25 protein-coding genes are annotated in these 23,387 nt (G+C 40.4%); 8 read left to right on the plus strand and 17 right to left on the minus strand.

Annotated elements, in window-relative coordinates; all coding sequences use genetic code 11:
• Positions 1-30: 30 nt before the first annotated feature.
• Entirely contained in the window at positions 31-492 is a 462-nt protein-coding gene (locus CGSMWGV1500E_RS00120) for a hypothetical protein (protein WP_004129675.1), read from the minus strand.
• 320 nt (positions 493-812) lie between these two features.
• Here CGSMWGV1500E_RS00120 and CGSMWGV1500E_RS00115 point away from each other — a divergent pair, with 320 nt between their 5' ends.
• From CGSMWGV1500E_RS00115 to CGSMWGV1500E_RS00100, 4 genes are all read left to right on the plus strand, one after another.
• Positions 813-1,124: a type II toxin-antitoxin system RelE/ParE family toxin gene (locus CGSMWGV1500E_RS00115; protein ID WP_004129677.1), complete on the plus strand. Its 312-nt coding sequence runs from the start codon at positions 813-815 to the stop codon at positions 1,122-1,124.
• On the plus strand, positions 1,118-1,405 hold the full coding sequence (locus CGSMWGV1500E_RS00110) for an addiction module antidote protein (RefSeq protein ID WP_004129679.1): 288 nt from the start codon (positions 1,118-1,120) through the stop codon (positions 1,403-1,405). The genes CGSMWGV1500E_RS00115 and CGSMWGV1500E_RS00110 overlap by 7 nt, the downstream gene beginning before the upstream one ends.
• A gap of 380 nt (positions 1,406-1,785) precedes the next feature.
• Entirely contained in the window at positions 1,786-3,984 is a 2,199-nt protein-coding gene (locus tag CGSMWGV1500E_RS00105) for a hypothetical protein (RefSeq protein WP_004129681.1), read from the plus strand.
• Between the two features lie 6 nt (positions 3,985-3,990).
• On the plus strand, positions 3,991-4,662 hold the full coding sequence (locus CGSMWGV1500E_RS00100) for an ABC transporter ATP-binding protein (protein WP_004124371.1): 672 nt from the start codon (positions 3,991-3,993) through the stop codon (positions 4,660-4,662).
• A gap of 95 nt (positions 4,663-4,757) precedes the next feature.
• Here the strand turns inward: CGSMWGV1500E_RS00100 and CGSMWGV1500E_RS06420 are convergent, their stop codons facing one another.
• The 4 genes from CGSMWGV1500E_RS06420 to CGSMWGV1500E_RS00085 all read right to left on the minus strand — a co-directional run bounded on the left by CGSMWGV1500E_RS06420 (position 4,758) and on the right by CGSMWGV1500E_RS00085 (position 7,453).
• Positions 4,758-4,931, minus strand: a complete 174-nt coding sequence (locus tag CGSMWGV1500E_RS06420) for a hypothetical protein (protein WP_004129684.1) — start codon at positions 4,929-4,931, stop codon at positions 4,758-4,760.
• Positions 4,928-5,221 carry a DUF2089 family protein gene (locus CGSMWGV1500E_RS00095; RefSeq protein ID WP_004129686.1) on the minus strand — a complete coding sequence of 98 codons (294 nt, stop codon included), beginning with the start codon at positions 5,219-5,221 and terminating at the stop codon, positions 4,928-4,930. The genes CGSMWGV1500E_RS06420 and CGSMWGV1500E_RS00095 overlap by 4 nt, the downstream gene beginning before the upstream one ends.
• A gap of 274 nt (positions 5,222-5,495) precedes the next feature.
• Positions 5,496-6,719, minus strand: coding sequence for a hypothetical protein (locus CGSMWGV1500E_RS00090; RefSeq protein ID WP_004129687.1), 1,224 nt, complete (start codon positions 6,717-6,719; stop codon positions 5,496-5,498).
• On the minus strand, positions 6,713-7,453 hold the full coding sequence (locus tag CGSMWGV1500E_RS00085) for a response regulator transcription factor (RefSeq protein WP_004129696.1): 741 nt from the start codon (positions 7,451-7,453) through the stop codon (positions 6,713-6,715). The genes CGSMWGV1500E_RS00090 and CGSMWGV1500E_RS00085 overlap by 7 nt, the downstream gene beginning before the upstream one ends.
• Positions 7,454-7,646: 193 nt before the next feature.
• On the opposite strand from CGSMWGV1500E_RS00085, the gene CGSMWGV1500E_RS00080 reads away from it, so the two are divergent.
• On the plus strand, positions 7,647-8,150 hold the full coding sequence (locus CGSMWGV1500E_RS00080; protein ID WP_032843726.1) for a hypothetical protein: 504 nt from the start codon (positions 7,647-7,649) through the stop codon (positions 8,148-8,150).
• Between the two features lie 4 nt (positions 8,151-8,154).
• Here the strand turns inward: CGSMWGV1500E_RS00080 and CGSMWGV1500E_RS00075 are convergent, their stop codons facing one another.
• Positions 8,155-8,421, minus strand: a complete 267-nt coding sequence (locus CGSMWGV1500E_RS00075) for a hypothetical protein (protein ID WP_419185106.1) — start codon at positions 8,419-8,421, stop codon at positions 8,155-8,157.
• 275 nt (positions 8,422-8,696) lie between these two features.
• Between CGSMWGV1500E_RS00075 and CGSMWGV1500E_RS00070 the strand changes: the two genes are divergently transcribed.
• Positions 8,697-8,933, plus strand: a complete 237-nt coding sequence (locus CGSMWGV1500E_RS00070) for a hypothetical protein (RefSeq protein ID WP_004129709.1) — start codon at positions 8,697-8,699, stop codon at positions 8,931-8,933.
• Positions 8,934-8,945: 12 nt separating this feature from the next.
• On the opposite strand, the gene CGSMWGV1500E_RS00065 is transcribed toward CGSMWGV1500E_RS00070, so the two are convergent.
• The 10 genes from CGSMWGV1500E_RS00065 to CGSMWGV1500E_RS00020 form a co-directional block, all read right to left on the minus strand.
• The gene (locus CGSMWGV1500E_RS00065) at positions 8,946-9,563 is read right to left on the minus strand and encodes an FMN-binding protein (RefSeq protein WP_004129712.1); all 618 of its coding nucleotides are present in this window, start codon (positions 9,561-9,563) and stop codon (positions 8,946-8,948) included.
• A gap of 45 nt (positions 9,564-9,608) precedes the next feature.
• Positions 9,609-10,454: an ABC transporter ATP-binding protein gene (locus CGSMWGV1500E_RS00060; RefSeq protein WP_004129714.1), complete on the minus strand. Its 846-nt coding sequence runs from the start codon at positions 10,452-10,454 to the stop codon at positions 9,609-9,611.
• A 52-nt stretch (positions 10,455-10,506) separates the two neighbouring features.
• Entirely contained in the window at positions 10,507-11,790 is a 1,284-nt protein-coding gene (locus CGSMWGV1500E_RS00055) for an ABC transporter permease (protein WP_004129718.1), read from the minus strand.
• The gene (locus CGSMWGV1500E_RS00050; RefSeq protein ID WP_004129721.1) at positions 11,780-13,114 is read right to left on the minus strand and encodes an ABC transporter permease; all 1,335 of its coding nucleotides are present in this window, start codon (positions 13,112-13,114) and stop codon (positions 11,780-11,782) included. The genes CGSMWGV1500E_RS00055 and CGSMWGV1500E_RS00050 overlap by 11 nt, the downstream gene beginning before the upstream one ends.
• 10 nt (positions 13,115-13,124) lie before the next feature.
• Positions 13,125-14,396: a DUF2318 domain-containing protein gene (locus tag CGSMWGV1500E_RS00045; RefSeq protein ID WP_004129724.1), complete on the minus strand. Its 1,272-nt coding sequence runs from the start codon at positions 14,394-14,396 to the stop codon at positions 13,125-13,127.
• Between the two features lie 98 nt (positions 14,397-14,494).
• Entirely contained in the window at positions 14,495-15,139 is a 645-nt protein-coding gene (locus CGSMWGV1500E_RS00040) for an iron transporter (protein ID WP_004129727.1), read from the minus strand.
• Positions 15,140-15,230: 91 nt separating this feature from the next.
• Positions 15,231-16,973: an FTR1 family iron permease gene (locus CGSMWGV1500E_RS00035; protein WP_004129730.1), complete on the minus strand. Its 1,743-nt coding sequence runs from the start codon at positions 16,971-16,973 to the stop codon at positions 15,231-15,233.
• A 327-nt stretch (positions 16,974-17,300) separates the two neighbouring features.
• Positions 17,301-18,065 (minus strand): ABC transporter permease, encoded by a 765-nt coding sequence (locus CGSMWGV1500E_RS00030; protein WP_032843751.1) that lies wholly within the window; start codon positions 18,063-18,065, stop codon positions 17,301-17,303.
• A 13-nt stretch (positions 18,066-18,078) separates the two neighbouring features.
• Positions 18,079-18,804: an ABC transporter permease gene (locus CGSMWGV1500E_RS00025; protein ID WP_004129735.1), complete on the minus strand. Its 726-nt coding sequence runs from the start codon at positions 18,802-18,804 to the stop codon at positions 18,079-18,081.
• The gene (locus CGSMWGV1500E_RS00020; protein WP_004129738.1) at positions 18,801-19,565 is read right to left on the minus strand and encodes an ABC transporter ATP-binding protein; all 765 of its coding nucleotides are present in this window, start codon (positions 19,563-19,565) and stop codon (positions 18,801-18,803) included. The genes CGSMWGV1500E_RS00025 and CGSMWGV1500E_RS00020 overlap by 4 nt, the downstream gene beginning before the upstream one ends.
• Positions 19,566-19,703: 138 nt before the next feature.
• Between CGSMWGV1500E_RS00020 and CGSMWGV1500E_RS00015 the strand changes: the two genes are divergently transcribed.
• Positions 19,704-20,405, plus strand: a complete 702-nt coding sequence (locus CGSMWGV1500E_RS00015) for a response regulator transcription factor (protein ID WP_004129741.1) — start codon at positions 19,704-19,706, stop codon at positions 20,403-20,405.
• 6 nt (positions 20,406-20,411) lie between these two features.
• A complete protein-coding gene (locus CGSMWGV1500E_RS00010; RefSeq protein WP_032843730.1) occupies positions 20,412-21,821 on the plus strand; it encodes a sensor histidine kinase in 1,410 nt (469 codons plus the stop codon).
• 316 nt (positions 21,822-22,137) lie between these two features.
• Here the strand turns inward: CGSMWGV1500E_RS00010 and CGSMWGV1500E_RS00005 are convergent, their stop codons facing one another.
• Positions 22,138-23,193 (minus strand): FAD:protein FMN transferase, encoded by a 1,056-nt coding sequence (locus CGSMWGV1500E_RS00005; RefSeq protein ID WP_004129751.1) that lies wholly within the window; start codon positions 23,191-23,193, stop codon positions 22,138-22,140.
• Between the last annotated feature and the right edge of the window lie 194 nt (positions 23,194-23,387).

Consider the following 23,387-nt stretch of genomic DNA (forward strand, 5'->3'; position numbering starts at 1 on the left):
TATATGGTATCTTGTTTTGGAATCCACTTATCAAGAGATGTGCGATTGTATTGTTTTTCTCAAATTATCAAGATTGTACACATTAAAGTGCCATACGCTAGCACTTTCCGTTGGCACACTCCATTCTTCGGTTTTGCCATTCGCAGTAAAACGAATTATTTGAGTTGTTGGCTTACTTATAACTTCAAAATTAGTGAGTTGATTCCACGCAATACGACGAAGATACTTATCGTCTAATTTAGCTAGATTACCCGAGCCTAAAATGACATTCGGATTAACAATAATAAACTCATTATTAGTGGCAGCAATAATACGCGCAACAACGCTTTGCGCTACATAGAATAATTTAGGTAACAAAAATAGTTTGATTAAATCTTTCCACCAAGGGTCGTACTTCATAGTAAGCACATACGTTTTGCCAACTGAAAGATTATGCGCTTTAAAGTACTTAACAATATCCTCTTCTCGTATACCGCGCAAAGGATTAGTCATAATAAGCACCTCCTCGTGATTCTTGTTTTGTAAATTACCAACATACTAACGTGCAGATTTTATCTACACAAATAGGCGTACCTATTTTTAACGATAGTGCTTTTAGAAAAACTTTTAAAAAAACTTTTACTATTGGCAGTTTGTATGTTCCTAACAATCAATATTTAAGAATATTTCCGTTTTGGAACTATTTTTAAATAGAGGCTTACTTATGGAGTTATCGTGGCAGATTTTGTTAATTTTGCAATTTTTGCCACGATAACTGATATGACTGTTTACTTATTATTGCAAAACTGTATCCTACAGGATAAAATATTTTTATGGAGATACTTAAAACAGATGAGTATCGCAATTGGATGAAAAAACTTCGCGATACGCAATCTAAAGCTCGAATTAACGCGAGGCTGAGATTATGTGAAATTGCAGGCAAGCCAGTAGGTGATTTGCATCCAGTTTGCAATGGCATTAGCGAGCTGCGTTTTACTTTTGGGCCAGGATATCGTGTGTATTTTGCGCAAAAAGGCTCAAAACTAATGCTGTTACTCGCTGGTGGAGATAAAAGTAGTCAAAGTAAAGATATTAAACAAGCAAAGATACTCCTTGCACAGTTAATTGAGGAGAAGAAATGGTAAATATAAGTAAATGGGATGCGAGTGAGTATCTTGAGAACGATGATGATGTTATTGCGTATCTCAATGCAGCAGCAGAACTAAATGATCCTTGTTTACTGCAAGCCGCTATAGGCGATATTGCAAAAGCTAGAGGAATGAAAGAAATTGCTCAAAAAGCCGAGGTTGGAAGGGAAAGCCTTTACAAAAGCTTAAGACGAGACGGCAATCCCAGCTTCCAAACTATTGCGAAGGTTGTTCAAGCATTAGGTGGACGTATTGCAATAGAACCAGCAAATGCGTGACGCACACAGTTATCGTGGTAGTTTTTGCTAAATTTGCAATTTTTGCCACGATAACTCGTATAACATAGCAACGAAACACCATTCTGCATCGCAGATTAACTTCTTATTTGCGTTTGCTACGCAAAGGTTCGTCTAAATACTCGGTCGGAATAAGTCGTTAGCATTTCTTGTTGACGCAACAAATAAGTGAATCTATAATGTTAGTGGGAGGCACATTGCCCCCCCCCCCAGCAAATAAGTTGGAGGTTTACGATGAAGAAAATTTCACGTATTGCATCGACAGTAGTGTTAGCAATTTCCATGGCATTGGCTCCATGCGCTACTGCATATTGGGATTGCAAATAATCTGTATGTATGAATAACTTATCATAGGGGATGCGATGTCTCGATTGTTGCGTTCATTGTCATGCGCACTTGTTCTTCTGCTTGCATTATTTGCATCGCTGTTAGGTTTGACAAAAATGAATGACTCCTTGGGTGATTGTATTGCTATATATCCACAAACGAGTCGCCTTTTTTCATTACGCGGTGTGACAGAAGACAAAGCTGATCAAATTTATGCATTACTCAAGAAGACTGTTGCTCAGCATAATGCTTTTGTGGTTCGTAATGATATGCGCTTGGCAGCGAGTGACGCCGGTGTAGATGGTTTTGAGCTTGGCATATTTGGCAATCCGCGGGGTAAAGATGATTTGCTTACTTTGTCATATCTCGGAACGCCGATTCTGACATCGCATGCCTTTACGCAATTATTGCACAGCGAAAGTAACAAAACGCTTGGACTTGATATGGCAAAAGCAGATATGCTTGCCGATCTGCCCACTATTTCCATTGAGGGTTCGCGTTTAGTTGTTCGTCAATTAGATGCCCTCGTCGACAATAGTAAAACAAAGCTTGGTGATTACAGGATTGTGGGACTTTCCAATCGAGACTACCATGCATTAGTTACTCAAGCTGCTCGCATCGCTGGTACAACCTACCAAGATTTTCAACGTGGAAAATCTGGAATAGCACGATCCAATAGTTTTAATCAACTTACTTTTATTATTGTCTGCATTGTAACAGTGTTGCTTCTTGGCATTACGATAATCGCTGATGGGTATCTTTCGTATAGAACATTGGGAAGCTACTTGTTGCTGGGTTGGTCGCGTTCATCGTTTGCTTTGCGTCATCTTATGCCGATACTTGTTTCAGAGCTCGCCGTATATCCTCTTGTTTGTATCGTGATGAGTTTATTTACTCACGGATTTATATGGAATATTCAATTGTTAATGCAGGCGCTGATTATAGCGTTGCCAGTTATTGCAGTTGTGTTGCTTCTCAGTGCATTAGTTATTTTGATGATTATTTCTGTAAAACCAGTAGATGCAATTCGTAATCGTATTACCAAACGCGGTATGCTTATTGCTCTTGCACTCGTTTATGCTATTGCATCAACATGTGTATTAGAAGGTGTGCATAGCATAGATGGGCCAATAGGCGAGTTGACGAAAAGTGTGGAAGTTGCTCGTATGTGGCATCCTGTATTAAACCAGAGAATTATGTATCACCGCCTTGTAGGGCAAGATGGTGCTTCGGTATCTGGTCAATCGACGCAGTATGCCAAAGATGCTTTTGCATGGTATCGTTCTATTGAGGATAAGCCAGGAGTAAGGCTTATTTACACAAGCTTCTTTGATGCGGATATACTACAAGATTGGCGCAACGGTAGCGTATATAAGCATGTGCCTTCTAAGCCATTCTGGTCGTTTGTGGCATCGCCTAAGTACTTGCAAGATCAAGGATTTACTGTAGATAACGAGGTCAAAAACCTTGCTCGTCAGGGTGTGCGCATCTACTTCATTCCCGACACGTATAATCCTCAAGAGCAGACTTCGATGAAGCAGTGGCTTCAAGAGTCAGACAACTTAACGTCTACTGATGTTTCGACCAAGTTTACTGCGCATCCACAATTCGCATTCCGCACGTATCATCCTTCTCGCGAGTGGTTTAACTGGTCTACGGATATTCATCATAAAGTTATGGTAAAAGATCCTATTATTTTTTATGCGACGAGCGATAATTTGAATGCATCTGAAAGTGAATCATTACTTGCTGGCGGCCTTGACAATAGCTACATTAAATTGAATGATCAAGCAGCAGCTCGATATCTGAGCGACGCTTATACTGCACGGTATCATCTTGATGATAATCATCTTCAATTCTTACAAGTAGGAGAATGCATTGCAGGCTACCAAAAGACGATTATGCAGACGTTGCAATTGTTTGGTAGCGTAATTCTGCTTATTACTCTGCTTATGTTGATATTGCTTATAGCGATTATTGCTATGTTTGCAGCATGCTATCAAGAAAGTATTGCAGTGAAACGATTGCTTGGTTTTTCGCTATTACGCATATTCTCTATGCCATTCTTGCTTGTGGGACTCGTTCAAGGAGTACTTTTTATTATTGCTTCGATTGAACGGACTCGTTCTGGCATGATATATGTGCTGATTTCGGCAATTATTGAACTCATATTATTAACGATACAAACATATTATTTGAGTAATAAACACATTACTTCTATGGTAAAGGAGTAGTCGATAATGCAAAATAACAGTATTGAACCTTTAATAAGCGTACGCAATCTTTATAAATCATATGGGAATCGACTGGTTTTAAATAATCTTAGTTTTAGTGTGCAACAAGGAGAATCGTTAGCAATCATGGGGGCTTCCGGCTCTGGAAAATCCACTATTCTAAACATTCTCGGCATGCTTGAAACCTATGATAAAGGTGAAATAAAGATTGCTGGCAAAGAACTTCCAGCTATTAATTCTGTTGCTGCTACTAAGTTACGTCGTTATCATATTAGCTATTTATTTCAATCGTTTGCATTGCTCAATAATCGAACTGTATTTGATAATTTGTGGATTGCGATGGCATATAATAAAGAGTCAAAGTCTGTTAAACACCAAATGATTGATGCAGTTCTTGCTGAACTCAATATTGAGTATGCTAAAAATGACCGTATTGCTGTGCTTTCTGGTGGTGAACAGCAGCGAGTTGCGATTGCTCGTGCAATGCTGAAACCTGGCTCGTTGATTTTGGCAGATGAGCCGACGGGTTCACTTGATAGAGATCTTGCTGATAAAGTGTTTGCGCAATTGCAAGCGATGAATAAAGAATATAACAAGACATTGCTTGTAGTGACACATGATCCTTTGATTGCTCAGCGATGTGATCGTGTGTTGCATATTGAGGCGTTAGCTCGGTAGTTGCATTGCTTCTCTTCTCTTCGTTAAATTTCGAGTTATCGTGGCAAAAATTGCAAAATTAGCAAAAACTGCCACGATAACTCGGTTTTTGTGTTTTATAAGTCCTGTAACGCAATTCTTTTATCTTCTGCAGACTGTTTAGATGACTTATCGTCTTTCTTAAGAGAATGCGCATAGCGAATAAGACTTCTTGCAATAAAGAACACTAAAGCACATATAACAAGTGCGATAAGAATGTCAATTATCGGACCAAATAATGCATAGCTCATGATTCATCCTTTCTTTTTCTATATTCGTTTATGAGTGTTCGAGCTGTGTCAACATCGTATTTATCGTCAATAGCAAGACTCTTTACTAAAAGAACGAACGGGTCTTCTGGTTCATTGTCGCTTATTCGAATTTTTTCAATGAGCCTGTTAAGCCTGATTCTCATCGTTGGGTAAGAGACTTGATACATTTGCGACATTTCTTTTAACGATCCAGACGATAATACAAAGTTCTTTATAAACGACATATCTTCATCTGTGAGATTAGCCATCCATTTTGGAATATGATCCATATCACCCCTTTCTTCAGCCTATAAACTTTAATTAAATTAAACTTTTATTAAAAATATTAAAGTCGCTGTATGAGTTTGTCAAGCATGAGCATGAGAGATATGACGCAAAGAGACATTTTTATGTCGCCAAAATTGCCGTCTTGCCGCCAAAATAATAAAGATATATATTTACGTAACATATGAGAACATGGAGCTATCGTGGCAGTTTTTGCTAGATTTGTGATTTTTTCTAATTTTGCAATTTTTGCCACGATAACGTGCGATTTGAGTGATGTTAGTTTAACGGAATAACAACATTGACCAACCAAGTGTCATCATCTTTTTGCGCCTTTAAAGATCCACCTAAAAGTTCCACAGATTTTTTGTGGAACAGTAGTCCTTTGCCAAAAACAAGCTTTTCGTCAAACTTGTTCAACGTCGAAATCGAATTCATGCACATTATTTTGCATTCACGCTCATCAACCGTAACATTCATAGAAAAATCAACGCTAGTACTGCAATGCTTACGAATATTAGTAAGCAGCTCGCTGCACATGCGAATAGCACATTGAGCTTTTTCAGTACTAACAGTCGCAGATGCAGTAAAATCACCACTCCCCGAACTTTCATCATTTACTGTTATAGAGCCATAATACCCAAGCTGCTCACAAATCTTACGTTCAGACTGTAAGCGCGCGCGAATATTACATAGAAAATCAGCCAAAGTCATGCAATTATTGCCATTAGAACCATAAATAAACTGCGTGCTAGCAATATTTGAATCTAAAGAATCATCATACTTTTGTTCAGCTTGCTCAAGCAGGCTGATAACAAGTCTCGCTTTGGAAAGTGCATTACGCGAATGTTCAATAATCTGCTCTAACGATTCTTTTGTATGATCACTTTTCTCGGCATATAAAGCATCCGTTGCAAGCAACGTAATATCAGTAATCTCATTGTTCACATCGTCGTGCAATTGCAATGCAACAGACGCAATATAAGACTGGAATTCGCTGCGCACAATATCCATTTTTGCGCGACTGTTTTCCTCCAACATGGTCAAATACTTGCGCAAAGCGTAACCGCAAATCATGGAAATAAGAATAAAACAAGGGAAAGTAAGCGGAATGTACGCCATTTTTGCAAAGTACATAATATTCAACGAAACTATGTATGCACAAAGCAAATACTTCCACGAATCGTAAAAGCCTGCAACAAACATGCTAGCAATCAATGAAAAAAGAAAGCAAGTTGCATTTACACCTGGCATTGCTAGCGTTAAACAATACAAAATCGGAGTTACGAGTGATATTTGACGCGGAAAAGCAATCATAAGAAAAGTTGCAAACATCCAAACGTATTGGCACACAGATTGCTGCGGGTTATGCCACAAACCAGCTGTATTGCAAGATTGCACGTCCATTGATACTACAAGAATCGCCAATATTATGAATAAAGTTCGCTGAATTTTCCAGCTTTTAACCAACTCGATAACGCGCGAAAATGTGTTCATTAACATGCGTTATCCGTTTCTTGCAAAAGATTTGGATGATTCTGCGGCGAATCATTAAAATATTGCATATTGCTATCTTGCTCACGATTTTGCATCGCAGCAAACGCGGATATTGCTTGCACTCGGTTAGAAACATGCAATTTTTTGTAAATTCTATGAATATGCGTGTTAATAGTGTTTGGCATAAGGCCAAGTTGAGCCGCAATCTGATTCGTTGTGTAACCTTTAGCAAGCAGATCCATGATTTTCAGTTCTTGAGGCGGCAAAACGCTGCGCGACCTTGATTTAGAAAGCCTAATAAAAGATTCTTGCGGTGTAGCAAAATCGTAAGCAACGCCTTTAACGCAACGGCAGCCATACACATTCTGCTTATCGCAATATTGCAAAGCTTCTGCTAGCCCTTTGAAATTGTCTTTAGCAACCATCGCTTGCCCGCCAACTTGCGAAACCATCGAAGCATAGGATCTGCAGTCATACGAAGTCATACCAATTAAAATAATGCTGTTGTTTTTTTCGCGAATTGCGCGTATTACGTCTACTCCAGACATGTCTTTCATTGACATATCAATCAAAATATAATCCGGAGTTGTTTTTGTTACGAGGCAATATTTCAAAGCTTGCGCTCCAGATTTTACGCACCATTTGCACACGTACTCACTCGGCAAAAGCTTGCTGAGCACGTTTCGCATAACCGCTAAAACTAGCGGGTCGTTATCTACTATTGCATACGTTTTTGGCATAATGGCTTTCTTGCAATCACACGCTACTTTTCTTATATTCTACTTTATAAACGCGCGCAAAGTAGAGCAAATCGTGTAGTAATAAATGATTACAAGTAATGCATGTAAGTCAAATGTGATTATAATAAGTAACAATATGTGACTTTTGGTTGCGTTGAAAATTCATTTTCAATAATGATTGCAGCAGGATTATATGACAAAACGACTAGTAGTATTGCACTCCGCAGAAGTAGCTGCGATGGCGTTTGCCTCAGCAGCTGCTTTTATGCGTAGCTTTGACCTTTTCGCTTTGTGGCTTGTTCTAGGACTTCTTTCTGTTGCAATGTATTCTTGTGCATATTTTTTCTTGCTCAACAGCGTTATTAAAGCAAAAAATGCGTATATAGAAAATAATATATCTAAGATTAGCGGCGCGGGTGCTAACAGCATAAGTAGTGACGTTGAGAATACAGAGAACAACAAAGATTACATAATTACTCTTGAGCAAGAGCGCAAAAAAGTCGAATCACAAAATAAGCAAATACTCAACAATTACTCAAATAATTTAATAAATATTATTTCATGCTTTATTTGTGGGCTTATTCACGTTCCTTGGATTTATTACTACGGAATTGCAAATGGCGTTTTAACATTGGTGATTTTGTGGCGAGTAATAAAGCGCCCACAAGGTCACCCTATTGATGAAAGCGATTTCTAAGGAATTAATGCTTATGTTGCTTTTCTATTGCAACGTTAAATCCTTTTGCAGCTTTGTGAAAATCTTCCATGCAATCTCCATAACCGTCTGCAATAATAGCATCATCTTTTACAACAAAAGAGCCATTTTCTAGCACAATATATTTTGTAAAGAATTCTTCTAATTGCTTAGCTAATTCATCAATTTCATCTTGTGAAAGCTCTTCGCTACTATTTTCCGCAAGTTTATCTTCCTGCTCTTTAGTTTGATTGACAGTATTTTCACTATACATATTTGCGCTACTCATGTTTGCATCTCCTTATATTTGTAATATATTCGCAACTTATATTTGCAACATATATTTGCAACACATTTGTGCGTTGCTTTAAGTCTAATTACAAACATTTTCCGCGCAATCTTGAGTACTGAGTTTTGAGTACATCATATTGCTGCAAAAAATTGCAATATTTATACTAGAAATACAAAATACGTATGAACGAGAAGCAATGTACGCGAATTAGCTACAATGCTCACAAACAAAACAGCAAATTGGAAGGGAAACAACTCATGAGCAAGTACTATATAAAACTTATTAAAGAAACGCTTATTTGGATTCTTAAGTGGGCAATATTTACAGCATTCGAATTCTTTATTTTGTACGTTGCGATTATTTCTTGGAATCATGATTTTGTACAGTTCATGCACGAATACAGTAATGCTATTATTCCATTTATAGCAACTACCGGAGCAAGCACAGCAACGATGACTCGAAACGAAGGCACTATTTTTGAAGTCAAAGATTAAGGTGGTTCAAGATTATTGCGCGGATTGAATTGAAGCCTCTTGGCGAGCAACATCAAGCGCTTTGTTGAAGGCATCACTAGTCCAACTTGCTCCAGCAACAACCGAAATATGCAAATCTTTTAACGGCTTACCAACGATTTTTCCTGGAATAGCCTTTGAGAATGCATCCATATGGCCTCTTGAAATCGGCGTAAACGGATGAGGCGTGATTTGCACATCGCTAACATTTCCATTTGCAACGCTTAAATTTACTTCAATACTATCTTCTGCAACAGGGCCATACGTAGCTTTGATTTTATAATCGCCATCTTTATAATTGCCGGTGTCTGTTTTAGGATGATTCTGCTGGTTTTTAGAATCTTGCAAATCTCCAGAATCCTCAATTTGCGCAGAAGATTTAGATTGCTGAGCGCCAGCATCGTACTTTCCAGAAGGATTACCGCCATCATCAGCGCTCTGACCGGAATTACCAGCGAACTCATCGTTCATCGGCACAGCGCTTGGCTCACCACAAGCAGAAAACATAGCGGACGACGCGGCTACAATCGCAAGTGTAGCAACGGTTTTTGCAACTTTTTTGGATTTCAAATCATCGCGTGAAACATCGTGAAACATATTATCTGAAACCATAAAATCATCGCCTTCAAATCTTATATATTTTAAAACCTTGCGCAACTAATCATCTAAATTCGCCAACTTAGGCGACTTAGTAGGCTCATGGTCTTGCAAAGCTTCCGCAACGCTTTCATCAATATGCGCACTCGTAAACGCAGGCTTTCCACCAATCGCTTCGTACGCTTTGTGCGCATCCTCATTATTCCAGCGCTCACCAACAAGCACACCGTGGTTGAGCATAATTTCGCGATCCGCACACTGAGCAACCAAAGAATCGTGCGTTACAACAATAATCGTCGTTCCTTGATTGTGCAGCTGCTTAAACAAATCGAGTACAATCTGCTCATTTTTTTCATCCAAATTACCAGTCGGCTCATCCGCAAGCAGCAACTTAGGGCAGTTTATAAGCGCACGAGCAACGCAAACACGCTGCTGCTCACCTCCCGAAAGCTGGCTTGGCAAATGGTGAGCGCGGTCCTTCAATCCAACTCGATCCAAAGCATCCATTGCCTGAGCTTCGTCAACAACAGAATGATAGTATTGCGCAACCATCACGTTTTCAACTGCCGTTAAATGCGGCACAAGATAAAACTTTTGAAAAACTAAGCCAATTACGTTTTTACGAACGTCTGCAAGTTGACCTGCATTCAAATCCTCAAGTTTGCGACCTTGCAAAGACACGGAACCCTTGGACGGCGAATCCATGCAGCCAATAATGTTCATAAGCGTGGTTTTACCAGAACCACTCGAGCCAACGATTGAAAGCCACTCACCTTCTGGCACAGTGAGCGACAAATCGTCAACCGCACGAAGAGATCCGTAAATCTTGGAAATATGGTCCAAAGTCAAAAGCATTTTTGGCGTAGCTTTTGTGTTCTCCGGCTTAGTTTCTTTATTCTCTGTCATATTAAATCCTTAACTCAAATCCTTAGTAATCACTCTAAAATCACTCTAAAAGCTATTCTTCTCGAAGCACAATCGCAGGGTCAATTTTTGAAGCGCGCAAAACAGGCGGCAACGCCGCAACGCAAGACGCAATCAGGCTAAATGCAACAGAAAATGCAACAAGCCACCAATTCACGCCCAAATCTCTAGCAAACACCATTGCTGCAAGCAAACGAGCAAACACATACCCTACTGCAGTACCCGCAATGCCGCCAATCAAGCCGTATAATCCAGCTTCGGCAGTAAACTCCACGCCAATACTCCGCGCACTCGCACCCAAAGCCTTGCGCAAACCAATTTCATTTCGACGCTGCTGCACAATCGAAGAAATCGTAGTGCTAACGCCAACCATCATCAGCACTAAAACAACAAGCGACACAATGCAGAACAGGCTGCGAAGCATAGTAATAATGCCAGTGTCAGCAGCAGTAACTTTAGTAACCTGCTGAGCGCGAACACGCATAGAAGTCATATCGTTAATACTTCTAACAACTGCATCAACACTAGGCGCAGAAGACGAGTAAGCAATCACGTCTGCTCCGCGCTTAACTCTAGTAAGAGTATTCACATCCGCATTAAGAGCATAAAGCATGGAATCTTCCGCACCACCAGTGTCCAAAATGCCACAAACGCGGAAAGTTGTGCCGTGAGTATCCATAATATCCGTTGAAACGCGACCTTCAACAAGCTTTTGCTGAGAAGATTTTTGCGCAGACTGATTCGCAGACTTACTGGAAGACTGACTTGCGGACTTTTCTGCCGGCTTATGCGAACCGTCAGTATTATCCGAAGACCTATACGCAATTGCAATGCGAGAGCCTATTTTTAAGCCCATCGCAGAAGCAACATCTCGCCCAACCATCACATTTACACTGCTCGGCCAAGAGCCGTCTACATTCCAATGCTTATTAAGAGACTTTACTGAACGAACATCTATTCCTGCTAAAACATACGGAGCTGCGTTAATACGCACATTTTCGTAACGATACGTAGCAGAGCGCATAGCACCTTTTGCAAGAACCATATCGTTTGTGTGCAAAACCATTGCACGATCAATACCGTTTTTCCACTCGCCCTCTAAAGGAGTTACGATAATATTTGCTCCATACGCACGCATTTCGTCGCTCATCTGCTGAGGTACAACCAAGCAGATTGCAGCCAAACAAAACAGCGTAGCAGCACCAACAAGAGTTGCAATAACAGCCATTAAAGCACGCGATTTTCGGCGAAATACCGCGCTAAATAGCATAGTTATAAACATTGCATTGTTGGAAGTCATATAAGATTTACCTGCCATGAAGCACCTCCGCAGGACGCACACTCAGAATCGAACGAATCGACGAGCCTGCAGCCGCAAGCACAGTCAACGCAAGCAGCACAAACACCAGAACAAATACCATTGGTCGGAACAAAATCGCAGAGCCAAACACTGTAAAACCAATAATCTGCGCAACCGCAAATCCCAAAGCCATGCCAAGTAACGCTCCACCAAACGCAATAACCGCGGTTTCCATAAGCATTAACCGCGCAACAGCACCATCTCGCGCACCTAACGCCTTAAGCAATGCAAGCTCGCCCGAACGCTCAGAAATCGAAGCAGCCATAAGATTCGCCACAGCAACAGCCGCAGCAATCAAGCTCAAAGCAGTCATCAAAACCATAACAGCGCGCGTCTTATTTAACACGTTACCCTGAAGAGCTGCAACTTGACGAACCTGCTTTGCAACAGCTCCAGGAATTACCTCCTCAATTTGGTAAGTAATCGAACTCGGGTAAGCAGTGCAATACCAAGTTTCCCACTCTTCCTGGCTGAGTGCCGCCGGATTTTTAGCCGCCTTACGCGCTAAATCATTTTCAGGAGTAGTAAGCGCTTTTACCTCGATCAAATCAGCCATATTCGGCTTATTTGCAAGGTTTTGAGCATCGCTAGAGCTTGCGTAAATTGCGTTATTATCGTCGTCACCAGAATCGTATACGCCAACCAAGCGCAATGAAACCTCGCGCCCGTCGCGAAGCAAACGCAAACGCTGACCAAGTTTTAAGTGCAAGCGCTCAGCTAGCTGCGAACCAACCATCGCTTCGGATTGATTATCTTTTGCCCAACGGCCTGCATTAATTTTCCACCAAGAGCGCAAGCCTCGAACACCAACAACAGTTGTTTCCCCTGAAGCGAGCGCAAGTTTGCGATTAAACCAAGTTCCAACAATAGGCACAACAGTTTTCGTAGAAGAATTTTCTTCAAGATTTGCGTGAACTTTTATTTTCGGCGCAAAATTCGTAATATTGAACGCCCAAAAAATCATTTTAATTTTTGCAGCGTCTGATTCCTTCAAAAAAACAGTAGACTCTTGGCTTTCGGCAGCTGCTAGATTATGCAAAGAAGCAACGTCTTCCTGCTCGCGAGACGCATACAAATCATTTACAACAGCGCTAGATTTTGGCTGAACAACAATATTCGAACCGTACGAGCTAAGCTCGGCGTTAATCTTGTCTCCAACGTCGTACACAACGCTAAGCATTGACACACTAACGCACGCACTTAAGCACACTACAAGCGCAATCAGCACACGCTTTTTTATTTGCCGCACAAGAGATCGAGCAACCATGCGCATCATAAACATTAGTTGCTCCTTACTTAAAGTGCGAACTAAGCACGTCTAAATCAGCAGTATGAATTGTGATTTTGCCATGCCCAGCCTTGTACGGGAACGGAATCGGATTGCAACCACCCTTAAAACCAATAGTTGCTAAGTTAATTGCTACATCACATTTACGGCAAATAATCTTACCGTCTTTTTCGTAGTAGCCTGCGTCTCCACAGTTTTCACACGCGTCCAAGCCAACACCGTACGCTCCACCATTCTTTTTAATGATTATAAAGCGCATAACAGTGCCATCTTTTGCTTTGTATTGGAAACGATGAAGGTGGCCGTCTGAAATTTGCACAAAGTTGATAGTTGCCACACCATCGTGCAATTCGTACGGTTCAGGCGGCGTAAGAGTTGGCTTAATATTCATAATAGATACGCCTACAGTAAGCGTAAGTATTACTGTAACAGCAGCCAAAAGTGCAGCAAGAGCAGACTTTCGAGATTTCCGCTTAAAAGCTCGCTTTGTGCGAATTTCTGCAGCATTTTCGCCAACTACTGCCGTCTTAAAACCGATTACGAGAGACGCAACTGCAGGAATCAAAAATACGCTAATTTGCGTCATAATCATAAGCGGATTATTGTTAATCAGCCAAACAAGCACGCTGAAAGAAAAGTCGTCAATATAAAGCAGAATACTTCCTTGCATAATCTGCAAAAGTGAAGTTACGTGCTGCACAAGCAGAATAATCATGCTGAGCACAATTGCAATTTTGAAGGAAATTGCGTTAGATGTGGCTTGCAAAGAGCGCACCATAAGACTTATGCAAATCGCGGCAGCTGCACCAAGCACGAATCCGAGCGCGCGAAGTAGCATGTCGGATGTAAAAGGAGGTGTGCTTGAATCTACAAAAATAGTAAGCTGCAAAATAACATCCGGAAGCGCATAAAATACTGTAAATGCTAGTGCGCACGCGCCGATTGCGTTGCTTATGTGCATTGCAAGTGGATGCTCACGCCAGTTTTCAACAGTTTTGCGAGAGCGAATTACAACAGCAATCGCTGCAATATCGAAAGGAACTGCAACGCAAAGCGCCGGCATGTTCACAAAGTTACGCTGATTAATTACTACGCTTGCGCGAAGAATTGCAAAAATAAGTGCAGCAACTGTGCCAAACGACAATCCGTACAGTCTCCAGCGCGCACTCAGCGGCTTATCTCGCCCCTCACCCACTGTAAGTGAGGCACTTAAGCCCATTGTAAGTAGCATAAGAGGGAGCAGCCCAGGAAGCACTGTTACGAACAGTCTGAGCATAACTCCCTCCTTTGCTATTCGTTACAATCTATTATTCAATAGTTTCTAATATTTACTAACAATCACTAATTGTTATTACTAACTATTACTAACTATTACTACCACTGACGAGGAGTGTACTTCCAATCGTCGAATGTGGCCTTGATTGGCTCAGTCCAGAAGCGGCCGGTTACGCCGGTAGCAGGATCAACGTGAAGCATCCAACCCTTCTTTTCTGGGGATTCAATCGAAAGTACGAGCTTGTAGTTTCCAGCCTTGTCGAGCTTAACGTTTGCACCATAGTGAGGACCGTCGGAAGCATTCATCTGCATGAAAGTGCCCTTGCCAACGGATTCGCCGCTTGCCTTGTCAACAATCTCATAGTTCACAGTCAAATCTGGAATGAACTCGCCCTTACCGTAGCCGAGCTTAGTGCCTTTTTGGTTAGCATGAATATCTGCCTCAAGGTGGAAGCTAGCCTCTGAAGCCTTCAAACCCATGCCAGCTGGAACCATGTCCACTGGCTGGAAGTACACAGCGCCAATAGTAAAAGGTCCAATGTTTTGATCCTGGTGAGGGCCAACTGGAACCTCTTCAAAGCCCTTATCGCCGCCTTTGTCATCAGCCTTGTCGTCAGCCTTCTGCTCGGTTGCCTGTGATTTAGAAGCAGACTTTGCGGAATTTCCGTTAGAACCGCAGCCAGCAAGCGCAAGCACACCTGCGAGAGCCAAAGCTACAATTGCCATCATTTTTTTATTCTTCATATCTAACCTTTTCTTTTGATTGATTAGTTATTTTTATTATTTATTGTTTAGTTGTTATTTAGTTATTTATTTGTTATTTATTTAATTTTGCCTATTTACCTTCTATCGCGCGCTTTCCACGACTCCGCGCAATAGACACGCAAAGTAGCGAAATTACCACGATTGCAGCAACAATCTGAGCCGTAATCGTTTCCACATACGGATAGAACCCAAGCCAATCGTTAGTTGGCAAGCCTTGAATATACATACCTGCGAGCGCATCACCCTCAATAAGAGCATGCACGCCGCCGCCGGCAAAAATCACCACAAGCACAGACATAAGAGCACTTGTGCCGGTAAAGAATGGGCGAATTGGTATGCGAACGGAAGCAAAACGAATAAGCAAGAATATAACTACCAGAACTGCAGCCGCGGCAGCAAAACCGCCCCAAATCAGGGAGTCAGCCCCGCTTGAAACAGCAAAAATAGCCTGATAGAAGATTACGGTTTCTGCGCCTTCTCTAAACACCGCAAGGAAGCTAAGCAGAGCGAGTGAAATCAGACTGCCTTTAGACACTGCAGCCGTAGTCTGATCACTAATATACTTATTCCACGCTTGTACGGAAGAACGCGAAATCATCCAGTTGCTTGTGTAAAGAAGCATAAGCATTGCAAACAGTGCAACCACGCCTTCTGTAATCTCTTGCTGAGGTCCAGAACCGTTGAAAAGTAAGCCAAACAGTGCGGCAACAACCAGCGAAGCTACAATACCGGCAGCAAGTCCTAAGTAAATGTACTTAACCATGTTTTTGTGGCCGGATTTAATCAGGTACGCAATAATTGCGGCAACAACCAGCAGCGCTTCCAAGCCTTCGCGAAGCAAAATCACAAAAGCTTGGCCGAAAGAACTGGTTATAAACTGCATAAATGGATTAGCGTTTGAAGATGCGCCTTTATCTAATTTCGCCGAGTCTTCAATAAGCATTGCTTTAAGATCCGTTACGAACTTTTTAGCTTGCTCAACAGTTTTTCCGTTGTTCATTGCTTGGCGGCACTCTTTGAACTGATATTCGACAGTTGAAACGCGACTACCGCTTATTGCGTTCATTACATTCTTTTCAAAACCTAGCTTTTCGTAATACTGATAGTAGGCTTCGTTGATTAAATCAACTGCTGTTGCAACTTGAGACTTGTTTCCTTTTGCAGATTTGTAGGTTGCAACAGATTTGTCTAGAATAACGTTCATTTCTCGAGCAACTTGACTCCATGTGCGACCATTGCGCCCAAGATTTTTCTTTTTTGCAGCATCGAGCTTTTTGCGTTCTGCTTTGATTTGTGCACGAAGTTTTTGCGAGTAAACATTTGGCTTATCTATTTTTGAGTTTGAGTCAAGCTGAGCTGCAGTTTGCGCAACATCTTCCGAAAGAGCTTTTGATACAGCGGCTATTTGATCTCCCTGATTTTGCTGGTACACAAGCGTTTGTAGCTGCTGAAATTGATCGCTTTGCGATTGAACTTTGTTTTGGCCAAAAGTATCTCGCACAACAGTAATCATATTCGAAGCAACATAAACGGAATTGTAAGCTGCTTGGAATCGTGTGGCAGCTCCCGAATTATTGCCGCTTTTATATTCACTTTGGCCCTGATTCAATTGGCTATCAATCGCCTTAGAAACATCCGACCAACTGGCGTACGAACGATCTGCGTCTGTTGCAAAAGCTGGCGTAGTTACAGCAAACGAGCTTATAACAAAACTCGCAAACGTACACATAGACATGCACACAGCCATGCACACAGCCAGCATGAGCGCGGTAGCGCCGGAAACAACTCGGCGCACACTTTTACACGCGCGCATAACATCTCCTCGTGTCTTCTTACACTTCCTGCTTCTCAACGCGCTCTACCCCGATTGAGCGCACCCAACTAAAACTTGCCATCAAAGGCCCCACAGGTACATAATATCGACATATCAAGTAGATTGATATAGTTCGGAGCAAAAAACACGCAAATATTACAAAAATGATATTGATAACGAGAATTATCAATATCATTTTTCGTGATTAGTCAGCAAAAAAGTGCGCGGGAAATGCGCGCGTTTTGCGTATAGCTAAAACCTTATATGAGATTTTGCAAGTCGCATCTGCATTTGTTATTTCGCAGCATTGTTATTTAGTATCCCTTGTTATCTCATTTCTTTTTTGCCAAATTGTGTTATTGCTATCAAAAATACGAACAAAGATATTGCAATTGCGCATGGCAAAAATGGTATAAGATTAAATCCGTTTCCTAATCCTGTTGATGTAACTGCATGTAGAGAGCGGGAGACCATATATCCGCTGTAGCAATAAGGATAAACTATCCAAAGTGGAGTATTTGCTATTAATACGCCAGGAATTACAAGAAGTATATTTAATCCAACGGATAACATTGACTTTTCAAAAAGCACAGTAATCGCCCACATGACTATTACGCTTGGAATCATAGTCAAAAACAGATCTAAACACCATTTTAGTAGATACATAATTGGTAGCGTTTCTGTAACTCCTGTGCTACTGGTTGCAAACAATCCTGCTATAACGAATACAGCAAAAAATACGACCATTTCCATAAGCAAATAAAATAACAGTACGCAAAATTTTGCAGCAGAAATCGCGTATCGGCTAACAGGAAGTGCCAGCATTTTTAGTATTCCGTTATTGCTTGTTTCTCGTCCTGCAATCATAACGCAAATAACAATCATACTAAGAGGAAGCAAATAGTATGAATAGACTAATGCGCTTTGAATAAACATAGCAGCCCATGCGTGTGTATATTCTGGGGTGAAGTAGCTATGAAGGCTTGCTACACCAGATCCAACCACAATTAGTGGTGCAATAAAAATTAAAGGAATAATTTTACTACGCTTTACTTTCTTAAATTCGATTCTAAGAAGTTCAAAAAATCTCATTTTCATAATCTCCTTATTCGTAGTGCAGGTTCTTAGCTGCCCACAATCCAGAACATAAAAACAGAAGTGTTTCAACTATGGATACGATTACGACCGTAATATTAGGCTGCGCGCTCATGGCAACTGCTGGTTTTAACATAACGATAAAAGGTGATGCCATAAAAAGTACTATGTCTGACGAAGCCAATGCCATGCCGCTTAAAAATCCTGCTACACCAATTCCAAGCGTTACCCACATGTTTTCAAATCGTGATGATACAAAAATCATAAAGGACAATACAGGCATTGACGTAATAAATGAATATGCAGCAAAAGATATAAGAGTACTTACATTAAACGTGCCTTGTGGCAAATCTGTTACACCGATTTTTGCAAGTGCTAAATTTTGTATGCAAATAGCGATTAGTAATAGAACAGTCAGCAGCATAAATTTGCATAGGTACATAGCAGGAACGCTCATAGGCAGCATATGCATCTTTTTTACTGCATTTCCCTTAAATTCCATGTTGTAGATAATGCATGCTGCGACTATTATGCCGAACATGTTTAACACCATAATCATGCCGTAAAGCTGTGTGAGAAGAATATCCATAGGAGCTAAAGGCAGGTTTAATAATGTATTTTTTCGTACAATGAAATTCGCAAAAGCGTACGCTGCTCCCATAACGCCAATAGCAATCATAAGAGCTATAAAGCCAGTTCTCTTGCATTTTTTTAGTTCGATTACAAGCGTTTTCATAGTCTTGCACTCTGTTTCCTGATCTTATTGTCTTCATCAATCATGGATAGGAACATATCTTCCAAATTGTCGGAAGCAAAACCAGATTGTAATGCATGCTGTCGTAGTTCATCTAAACTACCTTCAAATAACAAGTGTCCGTGATTAAGTATTCCAATATCATCTGCAATAAGCTCAATTTCGGATAGCATATGAGAAGAAATAAGAATCGTGCAATCGTAAAGATCTGGCAGCGACTTAATCAGGTTTCGGATTTCGTGTATGCCAGATGGATCGAGTCCATTTGTTGGCTCATCTAAAATCAAAATAGGTGGTCTACCAAGCAATGCTCCAGCAAGACCAAGCCTTTGCTTCATGCCAAGCGAATATTTTTTTGCAAGACGGTCTGCAAACTCAGAAAGACCTACTAATTCTAATGCGTCATCAACTGCACTCTTAGGTAGTTCTAAAATGCGACGTATAATGTCAAGATTTTCTCTACCTGTTAGATTTGCATAGAAAGATGGTGATTCAATAAACGAGCCTATTTCTTTCAAAATAGGTATGCGGTCGGCAGGAAACTGCTTTCCGTCGATTGTAAATACACCTTTTGTTGGAGCCGTAAGCCCTAGGAGCATTTTCATTGTTGTAGATTTTCCAGCTCCATTTGGCCCAAGAAAGCCGTAAATGCTACCTTTGCGAATATGAAGTGAAACATCATTAACAGCAATAAATGACTTATATTTTTTTGTTAAATGTTCTGTTGTAACAATATTGTTCATGGCAATATCTCCTTTCGGGATTTATGATATTGCGTCAACCTTTCTACAACATTCTCTTCACCTTACATCTACCTTACATTTTTATGCGAGGTCAAAAAATGAATATTCACATGGCATAATAATGTTAGGGGGTTCTCCATGAATCGGAATGATTATTTATTGAACAAGCATCTGCTACTTGTTGATGATGAGCAGGAACTTCTAGATATGGTTGTATCCATATTAAACGAATACGGTTTTTATAATATAACGACTGCAAAAAGTATAAAAGATGCAGTAGAGGCAACACAAAAATTACGTCCAGAATTAGCAATACTTGATGTTATGCTCCCAGACGGTAATGGATTTGAGTTAATGAAGCAGATAAAACAATATAGCGATTGTCCTATTTTATTCCTTACGGCTTGCGGTGAAGATGAAGATAAGTTTAAGGGATTTGACTTAGGCGCAGACGATTATATTGTAAAGCCGTTTCTTCCAAAAGAGCTAACGTTTCGCATTATGGCAATTTTAAGACGAAGCTACAAGAGCGAAAATCCCATTGTTAAACTGAAAAATAGTCAGATTGATTTTTCTTCTGCCCAAGTAATAAAAAATAACGAACATATTCCACTCACGGCCAAAGAACACGATTTGCTTTCTGCTTTATATAGAAATGCTGGATGCATTGTAACAATTGACGCGTTATGTGAAGCTGCATGGGGAGCTAATCCTTTTGGATATGAAAATTCTTTAATGGCACATATACGTCGTATCAGAGAAAAAATAGAACTCAATCCATCGCAGCCTGTTTCTTTAATAACAGTTAAAGGCTTAGGATATAAGCTTATTGTGGAGTAAAGCAGAATGAAAAGCATACCAAAACTAATACAACGCTTTATAAGTATTTTTCTACTAAGCTCTGTGCTTGTAGTATTAATGAATATTATTGCGTTTGCTGTACTTATAGGAAATTACGCTCCCGATAAAGAGATGTCTCCTTATAGCATAGCAAAAGAGACGGGAGAAGCATTACATTTATCACCAAGTGGGGATTATGCATTATCAAAAAATATGTCTTCCAAATTGACAAATTCTGGCGCATGGGCAATTTTGATTGATAATAATACGTTGAAAGTCGTATGGAAAACAGAAAATGTCCCTGCAGGTATCCCAAACAACTATACTTTGTCTGATATAGCTAATTTGAGCGTTGGATACATTGATGATTATCCAACTTACACTGGCAAAAATAAGGATGGAGTTGTTGTAGTCGGATTTCCGCACAACAGCTTTTGGAAACATACTCAACCAAGTTGGAACTACAGTTTAATCTCAAATTTTCCGCAGATTGTTTTAAGCGTATTATTTATCAACATTTTGCTGATTCTTGGAATTTATTTAATAGCTAATATAAAACTACTAAAATCAATTAATCCGATTACGAAAGGGATACAACGTTTATCTAGTGGAGAAAGCGTGCATATTCCAGAAATAGGAGCGCTTTCAGAAATTTCATCTAACATAAATTCTGCTTCCGATATTTTGCAAATACAAAAAGAACAATTGAGGAAAAGGGAGACTGCGAGAGCGAATTGGATAGCTGGGGTTTCGCATGATATTCGTACGCCGTTATCTATGGTTATGGGATATGCGGGACAGTTAGAAAATTCTCTCCATATTTCGCAAGAAGATCGTAAAAAAGCGACGATGATTATTAAGCAAAGTGCCAGAATGAAGAATTTGATTAATGACCTTAATCTGGCTTCAAAACTTGAATACAATATGCAACCAATTATGAAAAAAGAGGAAAATGTTGTTGCTGTTGTTAGGCAAGTTGTTGTGGATTTTATGAATATGGGTATGCAAGATGAGTTTTCGATTAAATGGGAAACAGACGCAGAATTGACTGTTTGCAATATTAATGTAGACAAAGATTTATTAAAACGAGCAATATCTAATCTTATTCAGAACAGCATATCTCATAATGAAAATGGGTGCACGATTTATGTATCCGTTGCTGCAAATAATAATAATTGTATTATTTGTGTTGAAGATAACGGTATAGGTGTTTCAGATGAAAAAATCGAAAAGCTTAACCATGCACCGCACTATATGATTTGCGATACAAGTACTGCAGAGCAACGGCATGGTTTGGGTTTGCTGATTGTTCAGCAGATTATTGGCGCTCATAATGGAACAGTTGATATAAGTAGAAGCAAATACGGTGGGTTTAAGGTTGAGTTAACAGTGCCGAGTAAAAAATTTGGGTTATAGACCTTTTGGCCTATAACCCAAATATCCAGTATTTATTAGTTGTCTTTTTTGTGCACTACCAGAAATCATTACGCCACTATCTCTAAGATGTCGCATTAAAGAATCAACTGTTTTATAAGACATTACACATAATCTCTTCTCTGCAATTTTTTACTTTACAGTAAAATTCATTTTACAATTTTACTATTCACATTTGAAAGTGTAAGTTGATTGCGATAATACTCGTATTGCTTGCATAGAACTTCAATTCTGCAGGCAAGCTAACTCGCATCGTCATTATTGGGCATTAGTTTGCATTAGTTGAAATCAAGCGGAATCAGGCTGCAAAAAAGTGCGCGGGAAATGCGCGCGTTTTGCGAAGCGTTTTATTAGGCAGAATTACAGCAAACTCAGCGCTGGTAGTTTGCACGATTTTTTGCAAATCGCTTTCTTGCGATACAAACAACGCTGTTGCGAGCGCATCAGCATAAGCCGTTGGAAAAGCGCAAGTTTTGGCAGGAATGTACGCCCAGCTTGCAGAAAGTTTTTGCGCAGGAGTTCCATCTAAAGCGTTGATTAAGTGAGTCGCAATTAAATTAGACTCAAATACACTTGCATCTTTGCCTAAATAACTTGCGTCTTTTACTTTCCATCGCCTTCTTGAAGTAGACGATGCACACAACGCTCCACTTGCGATTGATGCCACTGCAACTGCTTGAGTTGTGTCAAAAGGATTTTCCAGAGCCACTTTTATTTGACTATTCTCTTCGCTAAAACAAGCGCGCATATCTCCGCCAGCGTTTACCAAAAAATCAAAATCCGCGAGTGAATCACAATTCGAAGGAATATCGCCACTGAGCTCCTCTTTAATAATCTGTGTTACAAGATCTACAAAATAACCTTTACCAGCTGCACCAAAATCAAGATGCACTGGCTTATTTGTGCGAAGCGTTGCACTGCCGTCATTTCGCGAAATATCTGCCCACGTAACTGGCAGAGCGCGGCGATAATTAGCCCAACTGTGACTGCTGCTATTCTCGTTCTCACTCGCGTTAGTAGTAGACTCTGGAACGAATTGCACAGAATTATCGTATCCAAGCGCAAGCAGATCCGCGCCAACGCAAGCATCAAAAGCTCCGTGCGTTACAGCGTAAAACTCGTCGTAAATCTCAAAAATCGGCTGCACCCACGACGGAAACTCAAAATCGCCGCCAGCAGCCGCACAGGCCATGCGTGAAACTAGCGAATCTGCGCGAAAGCGCGAAAGCACCGATTCATACTCGTCAATAAAAGCGCGAATCCGCTTTTCAACGCGCTGCGGAATCGGCTTGCTGCTGGAGATAATAATCCCCATGCCAAGCGCGCGCTCAAACGCAGTAACATTCCTAAACATCGCTTGCTTCACCCACTTAAGTCAAAACTCTCTGTTACTCGTCAAAATCCGCAACAAAACAACGAAAACAGCAAAATGTCAACATAGTTTACAGAAAGTCGCGTGTTATACAGCCATTTTTAAAAAATAGCAGCATAGTACGCAAAATATATTCGCCTATACCTACATTTTTGCAAAACAGCACTATAGAAGCA

It is taken from the genome of Gardnerella vaginalis 1500E (assembly GCF_000263595.1).
GTDB classification, from domain to species: Bacteria; Actinomycetota; Actinomycetes; order Actinomycetales; family Bifidobacteriaceae; genus Bifidobacterium; species Bifidobacterium vaginale_E.